General features: G+C 65.1%; 13 protein-coding genes and 1 riboswitch. All 13 genes read right to left on the bottom strand.

Translation table 11 applies throughout. The features are described from left to right. Positions 1 to 10 precede the first annotated feature (10 nt). The 13 genes from cobW to NAT49_RS03295 are packed head-to-tail and all read right to left on the bottom strand — an operon-like array spanning position 11 to position 12,734. Positions 11 to 1,099 carry a cobalamin biosynthesis protein CobW gene (gene cobW, locus NAT49_RS03355; RefSeq protein ID WP_251590296.1) on the bottom strand — a complete coding sequence of 363 codons (1,089 nt, stop codon included), beginning with the start codon at positions 1,097 to 1,099 and terminating at the stop codon, positions 11 to 13. A 10-nt stretch (positions 1,100 to 1,109) separates the two neighbouring features. Further along, complete coding sequence (cobM, locus tag NAT49_RS03350; RefSeq protein ID WP_251590295.1) at positions 1,110 to 1,904, bottom strand: precorrin-4 C(11)-methyltransferase; 795 nt, start codon at positions 1,902 to 1,904, stop codon at positions 1,110 to 1,112. Next, positions 1,901 to 2,686 carry a precorrin-3B C(17)-methyltransferase gene (gene cobJ, locus NAT49_RS03345; RefSeq protein ID WP_251590294.1) on the bottom strand — a complete coding sequence of 262 codons (786 nt, stop codon included), beginning with the start codon at positions 2,684 to 2,686 and terminating at the stop codon, positions 1,901 to 1,903. The genes cobM and cobJ overlap by 4 nt, the downstream gene beginning before the upstream one ends. Continuing rightward, positions 2,687 to 3,469 carry a cobalamin biosynthesis protein gene (locus tag NAT49_RS03340; RefSeq protein WP_251590293.1) on the bottom strand — a complete coding sequence of 261 codons (783 nt, stop codon included), beginning with the start codon at positions 3,467 to 3,469 and terminating at the stop codon, positions 2,687 to 2,689. It abuts the gene before it with no gap. Continuing rightward, positions 3,466 to 4,179 carry a precorrin-2 C(20)-methyltransferase gene (cobI, locus tag NAT49_RS03335; protein ID WP_251590292.1) on the bottom strand — a complete coding sequence of 238 codons (714 nt, stop codon included), beginning with the start codon at positions 4,177 to 4,179 and terminating at the stop codon, positions 3,466 to 3,468. Before cobI ends, NAT49_RS03340 begins: the two co-directional genes overlap by 4 nt. Beyond that, positions 4,176 to 5,483, bottom strand: a complete 1,308-nt coding sequence (gene cbiE, locus NAT49_RS03330) for a precorrin-6y C5,15-methyltransferase (decarboxylating) subunit CbiE (RefSeq protein WP_251590291.1) — start codon at positions 5,481 to 5,483, stop codon at positions 4,176 to 4,178. The genes cobI and cbiE overlap by 4 nt, the downstream gene beginning before the upstream one ends. Then, positions 5,483 to 6,139, bottom strand: coding sequence for a precorrin-8X methylmutase (locus tag NAT49_RS03325; protein ID WP_251590290.1), 657 nt, complete (start codon positions 6,137 to 6,139; stop codon positions 5,483 to 5,485). The genes cbiE and NAT49_RS03325 overlap by 1 nt, the downstream gene beginning before the upstream one ends. Continuing rightward, complete coding sequence (locus NAT49_RS03320) at positions 6,136 to 7,146, bottom strand: sirohydrochlorin chelatase (RefSeq protein ID WP_251590289.1); 1,011 nt, start codon at positions 7,144 to 7,146, stop codon at positions 6,136 to 6,138. The genes NAT49_RS03325 and NAT49_RS03320 overlap by 4 nt, the downstream gene beginning before the upstream one ends. Then, positions 7,136 to 7,906, bottom strand: a complete 771-nt coding sequence (cobK, locus tag NAT49_RS03315) for a precorrin-6A reductase (protein ID WP_251590288.1) — start codon at positions 7,904 to 7,906, stop codon at positions 7,136 to 7,138. The genes NAT49_RS03320 and cobK overlap by 11 nt, the downstream gene beginning before the upstream one ends. Then, on the bottom strand, positions 7,894 to 9,012 hold the full coding sequence (locus NAT49_RS03310; RefSeq protein ID WP_251590287.1) for a cobalt-precorrin-5B (C(1))-methyltransferase: 1,119 nt from the start codon (positions 9,010 to 9,012) through the stop codon (positions 7,894 to 7,896). Before NAT49_RS03310 ends, cobK begins: the two co-directional genes overlap by 13 nt. A gap of 2 nt (positions 9,013 to 9,014) precedes the next feature. Next, a complete protein-coding gene (locus NAT49_RS03305; RefSeq protein WP_251590286.1) occupies positions 9,015 to 10,352 on the bottom strand; it encodes a cobyrinic acid a,c-diamide synthase CobB in 1,338 nt (445 codons plus the stop codon). Between the two features lie 7 nt (positions 10,353 to 10,359). Then, a complete protein-coding gene (gene cobO, locus NAT49_RS03300) occupies positions 10,360 to 10,962 on the bottom strand; it encodes a cob(I)yrinic acid a,c-diamide adenosyltransferase (protein ID WP_251590285.1) in 603 nt (200 codons plus the stop codon). Next, positions 10,959 to 12,734, bottom strand: a complete 1,776-nt coding sequence (locus tag NAT49_RS03295) for an AAA family ATPase (protein ID WP_251590283.1) — start codon at positions 12,732 to 12,734, stop codon at positions 10,959 to 10,961. The genes cobO and NAT49_RS03295 overlap by 4 nt, the downstream gene beginning before the upstream one ends. Before the next feature lie 92 nt (positions 12,735 to 12,826). Then, a riboswitch (cobalamin riboswitch) is annotated at positions 12,827 to 12,971 on the bottom strand. Positions 12,972 to 13,010: the final 39 nt, after the last annotated feature.

Here is a 13,010-nt window from a genome sequence, read left to right as displayed (position 1 = left end):
GGCCCTTGTATTAGGCGGGGGTAGGCATCTGTGCCTTGGCCAGGGCATCGGTGATGGCCTGTCGATCAAGGCCCTTACCGATCAGTACCAGTTTGGTATCGCGGTGCTCATCTGACTGCCAGGGGCGGTCGAAATACATGTCGAGTCGGTGGCCCACGCCGTGAACCACTTGACGCATCGGTTTGCCGACGTCGGCAAACCCCTTGGCGCGCACGATCGGGTACTGGCGAATCGCCTCGGCGAGCGCTTCCTTGAGTCGGGCCGGATCGACCTGGCCAAGCCGCACGACGACGTTGTCGAAATCGTCATGGGCGTGATGATGGTCATGGCCGTGGGTGTGGTGGTGGTCGTGGTGGGTCTCAAGCGCCTCGATGCGCGCCTCGCTTTCAAGGTTGAGCCCCATCACGGCGCTCGCGTCGATTTCCCCGTCGCGCACACGGATCAGTTTGACGTGCGGCGCCAGGCGCGCACGAAGCTCATCCTCGATCCGTTCGAGATCACCTTCCTCCATCTGGTCGGTCTTGCTGATCGCGACCAGGTCGGCCGAATCAAGCTGATCGTCGAGCAGCTCCTTGAGCGAGGGATCGTGATCGAGGCTCTCATCGGCGAGGCGCTGGTGTGCGACCCGGTCCTCATCGTGGGCGACCCGGCCCTCGGCCAGCGCCGGGCCATCGACCACCGTGATGACAGCATCGACAGTACAGAACTGCTTCACGTCGGGCCAGTTGAAGGCTTGTACCAGGGGGTTGGGCAAGGCAAGGCCGGAGGTCTCGATCACGATGTGATCGATCTGATCACGACGCTCGACCAGTTTTTTCATCACCGGCAAAAACTCTTCTTCCACGGTGCAGCAGATGCAGCCATTGGCCAGCTCATAGATGCCGTCGTCATCGGCTTCAAGCGTATTGCAGGCGTCATCGCCATGATCGAGCTGGCAGCTTCTTAAAAGCTCTGAATCGACGTCCATCTCGCCGAATTCGTTGACGATGACCGCGATGCGCTTGCCCCTGGCCTGGCGCAGCACGTTACTCAAAAGGGTGGTCTTGCCGCTGCCGAGAAAGCCGGTCACGACGGTAGCGGGAATCTTGTTCAGATGCATGAGGCGTCCTTTATTGAGGCTCACGCTTCACCGCGCGCGGGGAAGCGGTCTTGAATTTCGGGCGATAGATGTGCGCTTTCTGCGCGTCATACAGGTACGAATCATTAAACTCCCGCGGGGCCAGAACATGACCGACCAGAATCAGCGCGGTACGGGTGATCTTGGCCGCGCGCACCTGCTCGACGATGGTCGAGAGCGTGCCGGTCAGATGCTGCTCGTCGGGCCAGCCGACGCGGTAGCTCACCGCAACCGGCGCGTCTTCGCCGTAGTGCGGGATCAGTGTCTCAACGATCTTGTGAATGCGCGTAATGCCCAGATGAATCGCAAGCGTGGCGCCATGGCGGGCGAGGGCGTCGAGGTTTTCGCGCTCGGGCATCGGGGTCTTGCCAGCAAAGCGCGTCATGATCACGGTCTGGGTCACGCCCGAAAGCGTCAGCTCCCGTTTGAGCGCCGCGCTCGAGGCGCTGGTGGACGTCACGCCGGGCACGATCTCGAAGTCGATGCCAAGCGCGTCGAGCCGACGCATCTGCTCGCCGGTCGCGCCGTAGATCGACGGGTCGCCCGAGTGCACCCGCGCAACATCCAGGCCCTCATCGTGGGCGCGCTGGATGCGTTCGATAATGGCGTCAAGTGCCATCGAGGCGGTGTCGATGATGTCGGCATCACTACGGGCTTCCTCAAGAATCTCGATGGGCACCAGTGAGCCCGCGTAGAGAATCACCGGGCAGCGCTGAATCAACTTGAGCCCCTTGACCGTGATCAGCTCCGGGTCGCCCGGGCCTGCGCCAATGAAGTGAACCGTCATGACTCGACCCGCTTCTTGGCATAACCGCGCGGCGTATAAACCCACTCATTGCGACCGAAGCGAATATGGCGGGTGGTGGAGCTGCCGATCACGACCACGGTCAGCATGTCGACGCGGCTCGCCTCCAGCTCGGCAAGGGCGATGACCTCGACCCGCTCATCGTCACGGCCCAGGTTGCGGGCGACGATCACCGGCGTCTCGGGCGGGCGATGCTCGAGATAGACCGTGCGGGCGTGGTTGAGCTGCCAGTCACGGCGCTTGGACACCGGGTTATAGAAGGCGGTCACGAAATCCCCTTTGGCCGCGGCGTTCAGGCGCTGGTCGATCACCTCCCAATCGGTCAAGAGATCCGAGAGTGAGATGGCGCAGAAATCGTGGCCCAAAATCGCCCCGAGACGGGCCGAGGCCAGCTGCATCGCACTGATGCCGGGCATGACCTGGATATCGACGCGGTCCCAGCCGCGACCGTTCTCGAGGCCCTGATTGGCGTGATCGAGCAGTTCAAACACAAGCGTTGCCATTGCGAAGATGCCGATGTCGCCGCTCGAGATCAGCGCGGTGGGCTTGCCGGACGCCGCCAGATCCAGCGCCATTCGGGCGCGGTCGGTTTCCTCACCCAGTTCGCGCTGATGGCGGCGCTTGCCGGTCATGGCATCGCCTAGAAGATCCATATAAAGGCCGTAGCCGACCACATCGGTCACCGCCGCAATCGCGGCTTCCGCCTCCATGGTCAGGTGGGCATGATCGCCCGGCCCGATACCGATCACGTAGAGAGGAGTCATTCAGTCACCATAGCTTCGGGCGATCGCGCAGGTCGCGCGTCGCGTTTTCTGTTTGGGAAGGATCAGTTCGCACGCATCATCGGTTGCGCCGGTCAGGGCGTGCGCGCTGGCAAGCGCGGCGGCCTCGGCAACGCCATACACCCCGACTTCACGATAGACAATCTCGGAGCGCTGCGTCAGTGCATCGTCAAACTCGAAAAGCTGTGCCGCCGTGAACGTCCGGAAGGGCACTTGCCAGCGGTTTGCCAGGTCGATCAGACCCACTTCATCGGCCTTGAGGTCAATACTTGCAATCGCGTGAACATCGCCCTGGGCAAGGCCGCGTTCATTCAGACAGCTGCGCGCCAGGGCCTCCAGATGATCGACCTCGCAGCCGCGCTCGCAGCCCATGCCAAGCGTATAGCGCGGGGTGACGTAGCGCCTGGCTGTGGTCGTTACGTTTTGGGCGCCGAGAATACCGGCCAGCCGTTCGGCCCAGTCGTTGGCACCGCCCTCGTGGCCTGAAAGCAGCGGAATCACGAATTGGCCGCGCTCATCGAGCACCAGCACCGGCGGGTCCCGGTATTTATCCCCGAGGATCGGGGCAAGCGTTCGTACGACGATGCCAGTGGCGCAGACGCAGATCAGCGGAGCGCGCGTTGTTTGTGCGTCAACAAACGCGCCTCTGAGCCACTCGCCGAAGGGCGCCGGTTTGTGGACGTGACGGCCGCCCTGACCGAGCTGTTCGAGCAGGCGCTCGCCGAGGGCGCGGCCCGGTTCGGTCAGTGTGACGATCGTGATCATGGCGTACTCCGGTGATGGCGGCTGACCACGAACACCGAGAAGTAGGGGCCGGGCCCGTCCGGCAGCCTTGAGAGCGTGCGAAGGCGCGTCTCCGCCGGTGTCGAGATGTGCTCGAGGTAGGCGCATTCATGCGCGCGGCCGGCGCGCTCGATCACCGCCGCGATGTGATGGCGCCGTCGTCCGCCCTTCATGATAAATACGGTTTCAAAGCGCTCGAGCGCGTCCAGAAGGTCACGCTCGTCCTCGAGCCCGCTGATCACCGCCAATCGATCGCCCTGGGTCGTCAATGGCTGGGTCAGTGCGCTGCCGGCGGCCTGAAGCGAGCTGATGCCCGGCACGCTCGTACACGGGTAGTCGGGGGCAAGGCGCGCCAGCAGGTAGGCAAAGGAGCCATAGAACAGCGGGTCGCCCTCGCACAGAAAGGCCACATCATGACCGTGGTCAAGCGCCTCACCGATCTGAGCCGCTGCCTGATCATAGGCCTGCTCGATCAGGGTACGATCTCGGCACATCGCGATCTCAATCGGAAGATGGCGCTGGCGACGCGTCGTTGGCAGGCTCTCACGGGCGATGTCGGCGGCAAGCGAGTAGCCGTCCTTGTTGGTAATGAAACACACCACATCCACCCGCTGCAGCAGTCGGTGGGCCTTGAGCGTTAAAAGCTCCGGGTCGCCCGGGCCGACGCCGAGTCCGAAAAAGGTACCGCTCATGCCGGGTGCTCCTGTGACGTTGCGTGTGTCCTGTCGGTGGCGTCCGGTTTATGAAAGCAGGCAAGCGTGACCGGCAGCGCCGGGCGCAGCAGGCGTTGACCGGCGAGCCATTCGCCGCGGCTGATGCCGAGCTGCCGCCACTGGCCATCAAGGCCGTGGCTGGTTTCAAACGACAGCACCTCGGCGCGGCTTCCTTCGAGCACGGTTGCGATCACAAGCCGCCCGCCGGGCCGCAGTGTCTGCCAGAGCCAGGGCAGCAAGGCATCGAGGTGGCCGTCGCTTCCACCGATAAAGACCGCGTCCGGAGACGGCAAGGCGGCGAGCGTCTCGCTCGATGCCGTCTCACAGTGAAGTGCAAGCCGGCTCGAGACACCGAAGCGGTCGCGGTTGATCGAAAGCGCTTCCCACCGGCCCGGGTGATGCTCGAACGCGTGCACACACCCCGACTCGAGCTGACGCGCCCAGTCGATGCTGACCCCGCCGCAGCCGGCGCCGATGTCCCAGCCGATGTCGTTTGGGCGTGGGGCGAGCAGGGCTAGCACCTGCAGTCGCACATCGGCCTTGGTCAGAAGCCCCCGGCCCGGTGTCGGGCTGTCGGTTGCGAACTGATCATCGGGCAACACCCACGGCGGCGTGTCATTCAAGAGCGCGGCCTGAGGCTCGGTCCTTATCTTGGGCGCAAGTGTCACGCACACCACGTTCAGGCCGTCGAAGGGCGTCTCTTCGGAGGCAAGCGCGCTGGCGGTGTCGAACCTGCGCACCGTTTCTTCCGGGTAACCCAGTCGTTCTCCAATCGTGCAGACGCTATGTTCGAACCCGTGCCTGACAAGATGGGTGGCGATGGACTGCGGTGTGTTGGCGGCATCGGTCAGTAGCATCAGCGTGTTATTGGATACAAGATGCGGCGTCAACGCCTCGAGCGGTCGTCCATGGAGACTGACCGTTCTCGACACGGTCAGGTCGGTATCGATCCGATGCGCCAGATACTGAACGCTCGACACGTTCGGCGAACTTTCAAACGAAAGCGCAGGCCAGCGCCTCGAAAGCGTATTGGCAATGCCAAAAAACCGGGCGTCGCCGGAGGCGAGCAGCACGATCGTGCCTTCAAGAGTCGAAAGCATCGGCCCCAATTCGTCGAGCGGGCGGGGCAGGGCGTGGCGCTTTGCGTTCGTTTCATAAGGGTGGATCATCGCCTGCTGGCGCTTGCTGCCGATGAGATGATCGGCCTCGGCGAGCCACCTGACAGCGCGTGTAGGCAGAACGGCCGGCGACTCGATGCCAAGGCTCACCACATGAAGCGCCATTAGTACCGCTCCCCCTGATGAACACGAAGGAGCGCGTTAAATGCCGCCGCCGTCAGCGCGCTGCCGCCGGAACGGCCAAGCAGCGTCATGATCTCAAGGCCAAGCGCGTCCTGAGCCGCCCACAGGTGCGCCTTCGATTCGGCCGCGCCGACAAAGCCAACCGGCATGGCGATGATCAGCGCGGGCCGTGGCGCGCCATCGCGCAGTTTCTCGAGCAGGTGAAAAAGCGCCGTCGGGGCATTGCCGATCAACACGATCGAACCCTCAAGATGCTCGAGCCAGTCCTCAATGGCGGCCATGGTGCGGGTCATGCCATGGGCGCGCGCCCGCTCGACGGTCGAGTCCCGGCGCAGAAAACAGTGCGCCTCGAGCCCGAGGGCGTCCATGTAGCGCTGAGTCAGGCCGAAGCGCACCATTTCGACGTCACAGAGGACCGACGCTCGGCGAGAGAGCGCTTCCAGCCCGCGTGTCACGGCGTCCGCGCTCAGGCGCACGCTCGAGGCCATCGCCGGGTCACCGCAGGTGTGCACCAGGCGCATTGCGACCTGCGCCTCATCGTCATTGAAGCGGCTCAGGTCGGTGAGGGCGCGAATCTGTCGAAAGCTCTCACGCTCGATGGCCCTGGGGTCACGCTCGAACTCGGGCCAGTCGATCATTCGCGGTCGGTCGCCAGCGTGTTCTTGTCATGGGCGTGACTGTGGCCGTGATCGTGATGTCCGTGTCCGTGGTGATGATGCCCATGGTCGTGGTGGTGATGGTCATGATGATGGTGATGCCCATCGGCGTCGGTGCCGGCGCCGCGCACATGGTGGTGGTGGCCTTCCTGAGGCGCGCCGACCTTGTGCTCGTTGCCGACCACCTGCACTCGGTACTGGCAGAGCTGGCAGTTCATGTTGGGGCTGCCTTCCTCGATGTCATGCAGCCGATCGGCGAAGGTGTCGATCACCAGCGGGTGGTCGTTGAGGTAGCCGGCCTTGGCCACTTCCACCTCGGGGTGGGCCCGCTGGTAGTCGTCGGCCCAGTCGTAGATCTTCTTGATCAGACGTCCGGTAAACAGGAAGTAGGGAAAGATGACCACGCGGGTGAAACCGAGCCGGTGTGCGCGCTCGAGCGCCTCGGGCAAAAGCGGGGTGGTCACGCCGCTGTAGCCGGTAATCGCCCAGCCAAAGCCCATGCCTTCTTCGAGCATGCGGGTAATCTTGCTGATGTTGGAGTTGGCGTCCGGGTCGGAGGCGCCCCGGCCGACCACCACCAACAGCGTTTCCTTGCGATCGTAGTCCTCACCGAAGTCTTGCTCGGCGGCCTCGATGCGATCCCGCGCGGCCTGAAGCATGTTGGCGTTGACGCCGAGCTCGGCGCCGTAGTTGATGGTGATGCCGTCGAACTCGGCCTGAAGCGCGTTCAGTTCGCTCGGGATGTCGTTCTTGGCGTGGCCTGCGGCCATCAGCATGCCGGGCACGGCGGAAATGGTGGTTGCGCCCTGATCGACCAGTTTCTTGACGCCGTCATAGATGACGGGGCGAGCGAACTCGAGAAAACCGTACTCGCACAGGCGGTCCGGGTAGCGCTCGCGAAAGTGGGCGGTGAGCTGGGTGAATTCGTTGACGGCATCGACGTCGCGGGAGCCGTGGCCCACGAACAGGATGGCGGGTTTATCGGTCATGTTGAACCTCATCGGTCGGTCGGCCCAGGATCAGCGCGCGTGCAAGCGCCGCCGGGCTATAGAAAACGCGGTCCGCCTCAGGAAGTGGCGGACGAGCAAGTAAAAAAACGGGCAGTCCGAGTGCTCGGGCCGCGAGCAGTTTGGCCTCGGTGGTCTCGCCGCCGCTGTGCTTGGTCACCAGTGCGTCGCAGGGATACTCGCGCATGACGTCGAGCTCTTTATGTGTCGTAAACGGGCCCCGGTCGAGCACGTGGCGGTGCGGCGCGGGAAGCTCGAGTTCGGCGGCGCTTCGCACCAGCGCGTGTTGATGCGGCGCGAGCCGCTCGACCAGAGCAAGACTTGATTGGCCAAGGGTCACGAACGGCCGCGAGTAAGATGCAAGATTTGAGACCAGCGCCTCGAGATCCTCGGCCTCGTGCCAGCGGTCTTCAGGCGTTGGTGTCCACCTTGGCCGGCGCAGTTGCCAACACGGCAGGCCAAGCCGTTCAGCGGCCACGAGGGCCGTGGCCGAAATGCGTGCCGCGAAGGGATGGGTCGCGTCAATCACGAGTGTGATGTTTTCCTGGATCAGTGTCTCGGCCAAGCCCTCGAGACTATCGCGGTCGCTGCTCGAGAAGCCGCCGACGCGAGTCGCGCAGGTTGGCAGTCGGGCGGAGGTGAGCCTGCCGGCGACGCTATAGAGGACATCGAGTCCGTGCCCGCTCAGCCTGTCAGCGAGGGCTCGGCCATCGCCCGTGCCACCGAGAATCAGTGCGCGCATGCGGTCTCCCGGGGCCAGGCGCCGAGGCAATGGCCCTGACGGTCGGTCGCGGTGACATCCACCAAAAGCGTCGCCGGCAGGCGAGACCGTGCGGTCTCCCAGGCTCGCTTGCACAGGCGTTCGGCCAGCGGCAGGGCGCAGGCCGCCTCGATCGCCGCGCCGGTCGTGTTGGCGCCTCGAATGGCCTCGAGCATGGCGTTCGAGGCGCCAAGCTCGCGGGCGCATTCGGCAATGAACTCGAAATCGATGCTTGAGGCGCGGCTGTGCAGGTCAAGGTGGCCGTTGGCGAGCTTGCTGATCTTGCCAATGCCCCCGACCAGCGAAAGCCGGGCCATGGGCACCCGGCGCAGGTACTTGAGTACGGCGCCGGCGAAGTCGCCCATCTCGATCAGCGCCATGTCCTCAAGGCCAAACGTGTGCCTGGCGTAGCGCTCGCTGATGTTGCCGGTGGTCGCAGCCACGTGGGTGACGCCGTTGGTGTGGGCCACATCGATTGCCTGATGGATCGAGGCGATGTAGGCCGCACAGGAAAACGGCCGCACGATGCCGGTCGTCCCGAGAATCGACAACCCGCCCTCGATCCCGAGGCGGGGATTCATGGTTTTCAGGGCAAGCGCTTCGCCGCGCTCAACGCCAATGGCAACGTCGAAGCCGAGCTCGCCGCCGTGCTCCCGAATCAGGGTGTCGAGGTGCTCGGTGATCATGCGCCGGGGCACCGGGTTAATCGCAGGTTCCCCCCGAGGTACGGGCAGGCCGTCTCGAGTGACAACCCCGACGCCGCGCTCGGCGTGAAAGCGAATGCCGGGGGCGCCTTGCGTCACCACCACGAACACGGTGGCGCCGTGGGTGACGTCCGGGTCGTCGCCGGCGTCCTTGATCGTATCGGCGCGGGCGCGGTCGGGTGCCACACGCTCGCAGCGGGTGATCGGCAGGCTGACCCGCTTGCCCGGTCGTCCCCGACGGGCGGGCAGGTCGATATCACACTGTGTGGTGGGCGTGCCTGACAGCAACAACCTGGCCGCGGCCAACGCACACGCCGTCGCGCAGCTGCCGGTCGTCAAACCGGTTCTGAGCGGGCGGGATGCGTCGTCGCTTTCAGGCCACATGGTCAGCGTGAGCCGTCTGCGCCGAACAACGAGGCCACGGCGGCTGGGTTCGAGGGAAAGAACAGATGCAGGTAGCTCGCCGTGAGGCGTTCGCTCCGATAGATTGCCTCACCCGGTGCCGGGTGATGGGCGCGCCGGGCATGGGTCAGCGGCTCGAGCGTTGCGTGGCTTCTCGCGTGGTGGTGCGCGTGGCCGCGAATGTCGCCTTCAGGCAGCGGCGCGTACTGCATGCCCTGACAGCCGCGCTTGGTGCGCATTTCGCCATGCCCCTGCAAGAGCCCGGCCATGGTGTGGCAGGTGCCGGCGTGGTCGGTCAGGGTTTCATGCAAAAAGAGCATACCGCCGCACTCGGCAAGTATCGGCGTGCCGGCGCGGTGGCGCTGACGAAGTGCCTCGTGCAAAGCGGTGTTGGCGCTCAGGGCCTTGCCGTGAAGCTCGGGGTAACCGCCTGGCAGCCAGTAGGCGTCGGCGTCCGGCAGATGCGCGTCCTCAAGCGGTGAGAAAAAGCAAAGCTCGGCGCCCAGGGCGCGAAGAAGGCGCAGGTTCGCCGCGTAGATGAAACTGAACGCATCGTCTCGGGCGATCGCGACCGTCTTGCCGGCCAGGGTGGGCTCGGGCGCCGGAATGTGCTGGTCGAAAAAGCGACAGGCCGGGGGCAGCGCGGCCAGGGCCGTGCCTTCAAGCGCATCGGCGGCGGCGTCAATGCGTCTGGAAAGCCCGTCCTGCTCACTCGGAGGAACCAGCCCGAGGTGACGCGAGGGCAGCTCGAACGCCTCGTCTCGGGCAAGCGTTGCAAGCAGGGCAATGTCATCGGGCAGGCTTGTCTCGATCAGTTCCCGGTGGCGGGCGCTGCCCACGTGGTTACCGATGATGCCGGCAAGCTCAAACGCCCTGCTCGCAGGCTGCGGGGCGTATTTGAGCCCGAAGGCCAGCGCGGCGGTGGTCTGGGCCATGCCCTTGGCGTTAATGACGGCAGCGACGGGAATACCGAACGTCGCGGCGAGGTCGGCGCTCGAGGGCGTGCCGTCAAAAAGGCCCATCGCCCCCTCGATCAGGATCAGATCACACTGGCGCGCGGCATCGAACAGTTGCTGGCGGCAGAAGGCGTCGCCGGCCATCCAGAGATCGAGCGGCTCGACCGGGTGGTCGGCAGCCTGGGCCAGAATCAGCGGGTCGAGGTAGTCCGGCCCGGTCTTGAAGATCGCGACCTTGCGCCCCTTGCGGCGATGCAGGCGTGCAAGCGCGGCCGTCACGGTGGTCTTGCCCTGACCGGAAGCGATGCCTGCAATGAACAGGGCCGGGCATAGGGCCTCGCGAGTGGGGGCGGTGACGTCGGTCATGGCAGTCTCAGTACTCAATGCCGGGTTGAGCCTTGACGCCCTGTCGAAAGGCGTGGCGCTCATCGTTGACGATGCTGATGGTATCGGCAATGTCCTGAAGCTCTCGGGCCATGGTGCGCCCGGTCACGATGACGTTCTGGTGCGCGGGCCGTGCGGCAAGTGCTTTTGCCACGCGCTCTGGCTCGAGATGGCCGTACTTCAGCATATAGGAGAGCTCATCGAACACCAGGAAGTGGTAGTTCGGGTCCTGAAGGTAGACCTCGGCCTGAGCCCAGGCTGCGAGCGCGGCGTCCCGGTCCTTGGTGGCGTCCTGGGTTTCCCAGGTGAAGCCATGGCCCATGACGTGGAAATTGACCTGAGGATGATCCTTGAAGAACAGGTACTCGCCGGTGGCCTTGCGGCCCTTGATGAACTGGATGACGGCGGCCCGGTGGCCGTGGCCGAGGGCGCGGGCGAGCGTGCCAAAGGCCGAGCTGCTTTTGCCCTTGCCGTTGCCTTTCATCAGGATCAAAACGCCCCGTTCGATCGTTGCGCGGGCGATGCGCTCATCGACGACCTGCTTTTTGGTAGCCATGCGTTCACGGTACTTGGTATCAGCTGCGTCGCTCATGCAAGGGCTCCTCGTGGGGGTGCGGTCGAACCGGCGCCTGTGTCATCAAGGGCCGGATACTCGTCAAGCGTTGTGTACTGCGCGTCGAGCGCCTTGGCGAGCGCCTCGGCGCGATTAAGACGTACGCGCCCCTGCTCGGTATCCACAACCGTCAGGGCGCCGGGCCAGGGGGGAAGCGTCTTTGGAAACGGCGCTCGGGCGTCGGTCAAAAGCCAGCTTTCAGCCTGAACCTTGAAGCGTTTTTGCCAGCGCGCGAGTTCTGAGCGCGCGCGTTCGAGCGCGTCCAGAAGCGGTGTGCCGCCGCCGGCACCGAGCGGGGCAAGCAGTGTCTCGACGTGCTTCGGCGCTCGGCCGAGGGCATGCGTCCAGACAACCCCGTCGCCGCCGAAGGACAGCACGGCCAGTTGCCGCCGGGTGCGGTAGGCGTGCTCGACGATATTGGCAAGAAGCCCCTTGAGCTGACTGAAGCGCGCGCCGGCACGTGTCGAGCCGGAGCGGTCGAGCACGATCAGAAGAGGCGACTGGCGGCCGGTGCGACGACGTCGATGGTGCGGCTGCGGCGCGGCGTCGAAAAGCCCGGCGGCAAGCGTTCGCGGCCAGTCGACCGGGCCCACGGCGCTGCGGTGCTGGCGGGCGCCCTTGTTGGCGCCTCCCACGTGCCGAGCGCGCTCGGCCTCAAGCGGGGCGGCGGCGTTGTCGCCGGAGGCGCTGCGCTCAAGCGGGCGCCAGCGGCGGCGGGTGCCGGTCGGCTGAGGCTCGGGCGGCAAGGCGCCGTGCGCGCCGTCGTCTTCCGAAGACGGTGAGGCCTCGCTGGTGTCACGGGTCTCATGATCGTTACCAGCGCCCGGAGCGTCGTTCGACGACGATTGTGGCGGCGTATCAGGGGTATTGTGATTGCCCTGATTCGGAGGCGGCGGTGTCGTCCGCCGATGATTCAACACCAAGGGCTCGACCAGGTCGATGTCGGCGGCCGTGACAGCCGTTCGGCCGTCAAGCGCGGCGTGAGCGCAAGCGGCGCGCTGCCAGGCGATGTCGGCGCGCACGCCCTCAACGCCTGCGTTCATGGCGCGGGTGGCGATGTCGAGCTCGAGCGCCGGCGAGAGGGTGACGCGTGCGCGCTGCGCCCGGGCGGTGGCAATGGTTTCGGTCAGGGCGCGCTGGTCGTTCGCGTACTGCGCGCAGAACCCCTCGGGGTCGTCATCGAACGCGCGGCGGGCGCGCACAATCGCCATGCGCTGCTCGGGGCTCAGCGCATCGGCAAGCTCGACCTGAAGACCGAATCGGTCGGCAAGCTGGGGTCGAAGCGCGCCTTCATCAGGGTTCATGGTGCCGATCAGCGTGAACCGGGCCGGGTGTGAGTGGCTGACGCCGTCGCGCTCGACCACGTTGACGCCGGAGGCCGCCACATCGAGGAGCTGGTCGACCAGGCTGTCGGGCAGCAGGTTGACTTCATCGATGTAGAGAATGCCTTGATCGGCCTGCGCCAGAAGTCCCGGATTGAAGCGCACGCGCTGCTCAGAGAGCGCGTGGTTTAGATCGAGGCTGCCGGTGAGGCGGTCTTCGCTGGCACCAAGCGGCAGGGTCACGAAGCGGGCGTCTCTCGAGGGCAAAAGCGCGGCGAGCGCACGGGCAAGCGTCGATTTCGCACTGCCTCGCGGGCCCGAGATCAACACGCCCCCAAGGCGAGGCTCGATGGCGGCGAGCATCAAGGCGCGCTTGAGCGTGCCTTGACCGATCACGGCCGTGAACGGAAACAGGGGAGACGTGCTCATCGGGCAACTCCGTTAAGCGCGGTCGCCGCGATCATCAAAACGTGTGGTGTCATGGTCCGTTCCCGCGCATCGCCCGTACGCGTCAAGAGAGGTGAACAAAAGCGCATCAGGCCGGTCTCCGGGCTTGCAGCCGTCTCGAACCGAGGCGGGCGGCTTACCGTTGCGGGGACAGCAGTGAACTCACATCACTTTCCCGATTATCCCGGCGTGCGGCCGGGCACCTGTGCGTGGCGACCATCCTATTGAGGCGCTGCGAGCCCGTCAATGCAGGTGCTT

It is taken from the genome of Larsenimonas suaedae (assembly GCF_023712105.1).
Taxonomy (GTDB): Bacteria; Pseudomonadota; Gammaproteobacteria; order Pseudomonadales; family Halomonadaceae; genus Larsenimonas; species Larsenimonas suaedae.
Note: the sequence above shows the minus strand (reverse complement) of the source record. Positions and strands in the feature narration are given on the sequence as shown.

Coding starts and splice junctions, on each gene's coding strand:
- NAT49_RS03295 (WP_251590283.1), bottom strand. CDS start 12,734: ATGAGCACGTCTCCCCTGTTTCCGTTCACGGCCGTGATCGGTCAAGGC.
- cobI (WP_251590292.1), bottom strand. CDS start 4,179: ATGAGCGGTACCTTTTTCGGACTCGGCGTCGGCCCGGGCGACCCGGAG.
- NAT49_RS03325 (WP_251590290.1), bottom strand. CDS start 6,139: ATGATCGACTGGCCCGAGTTCGAGCGTGACCCCAGGGCCATCGAGCGT.
- cobJ (WP_251590294.1), bottom strand. CDS start 2,686: ATGACTCCTCTCTACGTGATCGGTATCGGGCCGGGCGATCATGCCCAC.
- cobK (WP_251590288.1), bottom strand. CDS start 7,906: ATGCGCGCACTGATTCTCGGTGGCACGGGCGATGGCCGAGCCCTCGCT.
- cbiE (WP_251590291.1), bottom strand. CDS start 5,483: ATGGCGCTTCATGTGGTGAGCCTTGGCATCGAGTCGCCGGCCGTTCTG.
- cobM (WP_251590295.1), bottom strand. CDS start 1,904: ATGACGGTTCACTTCATTGGCGCAGGCCCGGGCGACCCGGAGCTGATC.
- NAT49_RS03305 (WP_251590286.1), bottom strand. CDS start 10,352: ATGACCGACGTCACCGCCCCCACTCGCGAGGCCCTATGCCCGGCCCTG.
- NAT49_RS03310 (WP_251590287.1), bottom strand. CDS start 9,012: ATGTGGCCTGAAAGCGACGACGCATCCCGCCCGCTCAGAACCGGTTTG.
- cobW (WP_251590296.1), bottom strand. CDS start 1,099: ATGCATCTGAACAAGATTCCCGCTACCGTCGTGACCGGCTTTCTCGGC.
- NAT49_RS03340 (WP_251590293.1), bottom strand. CDS start 3,469: ATGATCACGATCGTCACACTGACCGAACCGGGCCGCGCCCTCGGCGAG.
- NAT49_RS03320 (WP_251590289.1), bottom strand. CDS start 7,146: ATGACCGATAAACCCGCCATCCTGTTCGTGGGCCACGGCTCCCGCGAC.
- cobO (WP_251590285.1), bottom strand. CDS start 10,962: ATGAGCGACGCAGCTGATACCAAGTACCGTGAACGCATGGCTACCAAA.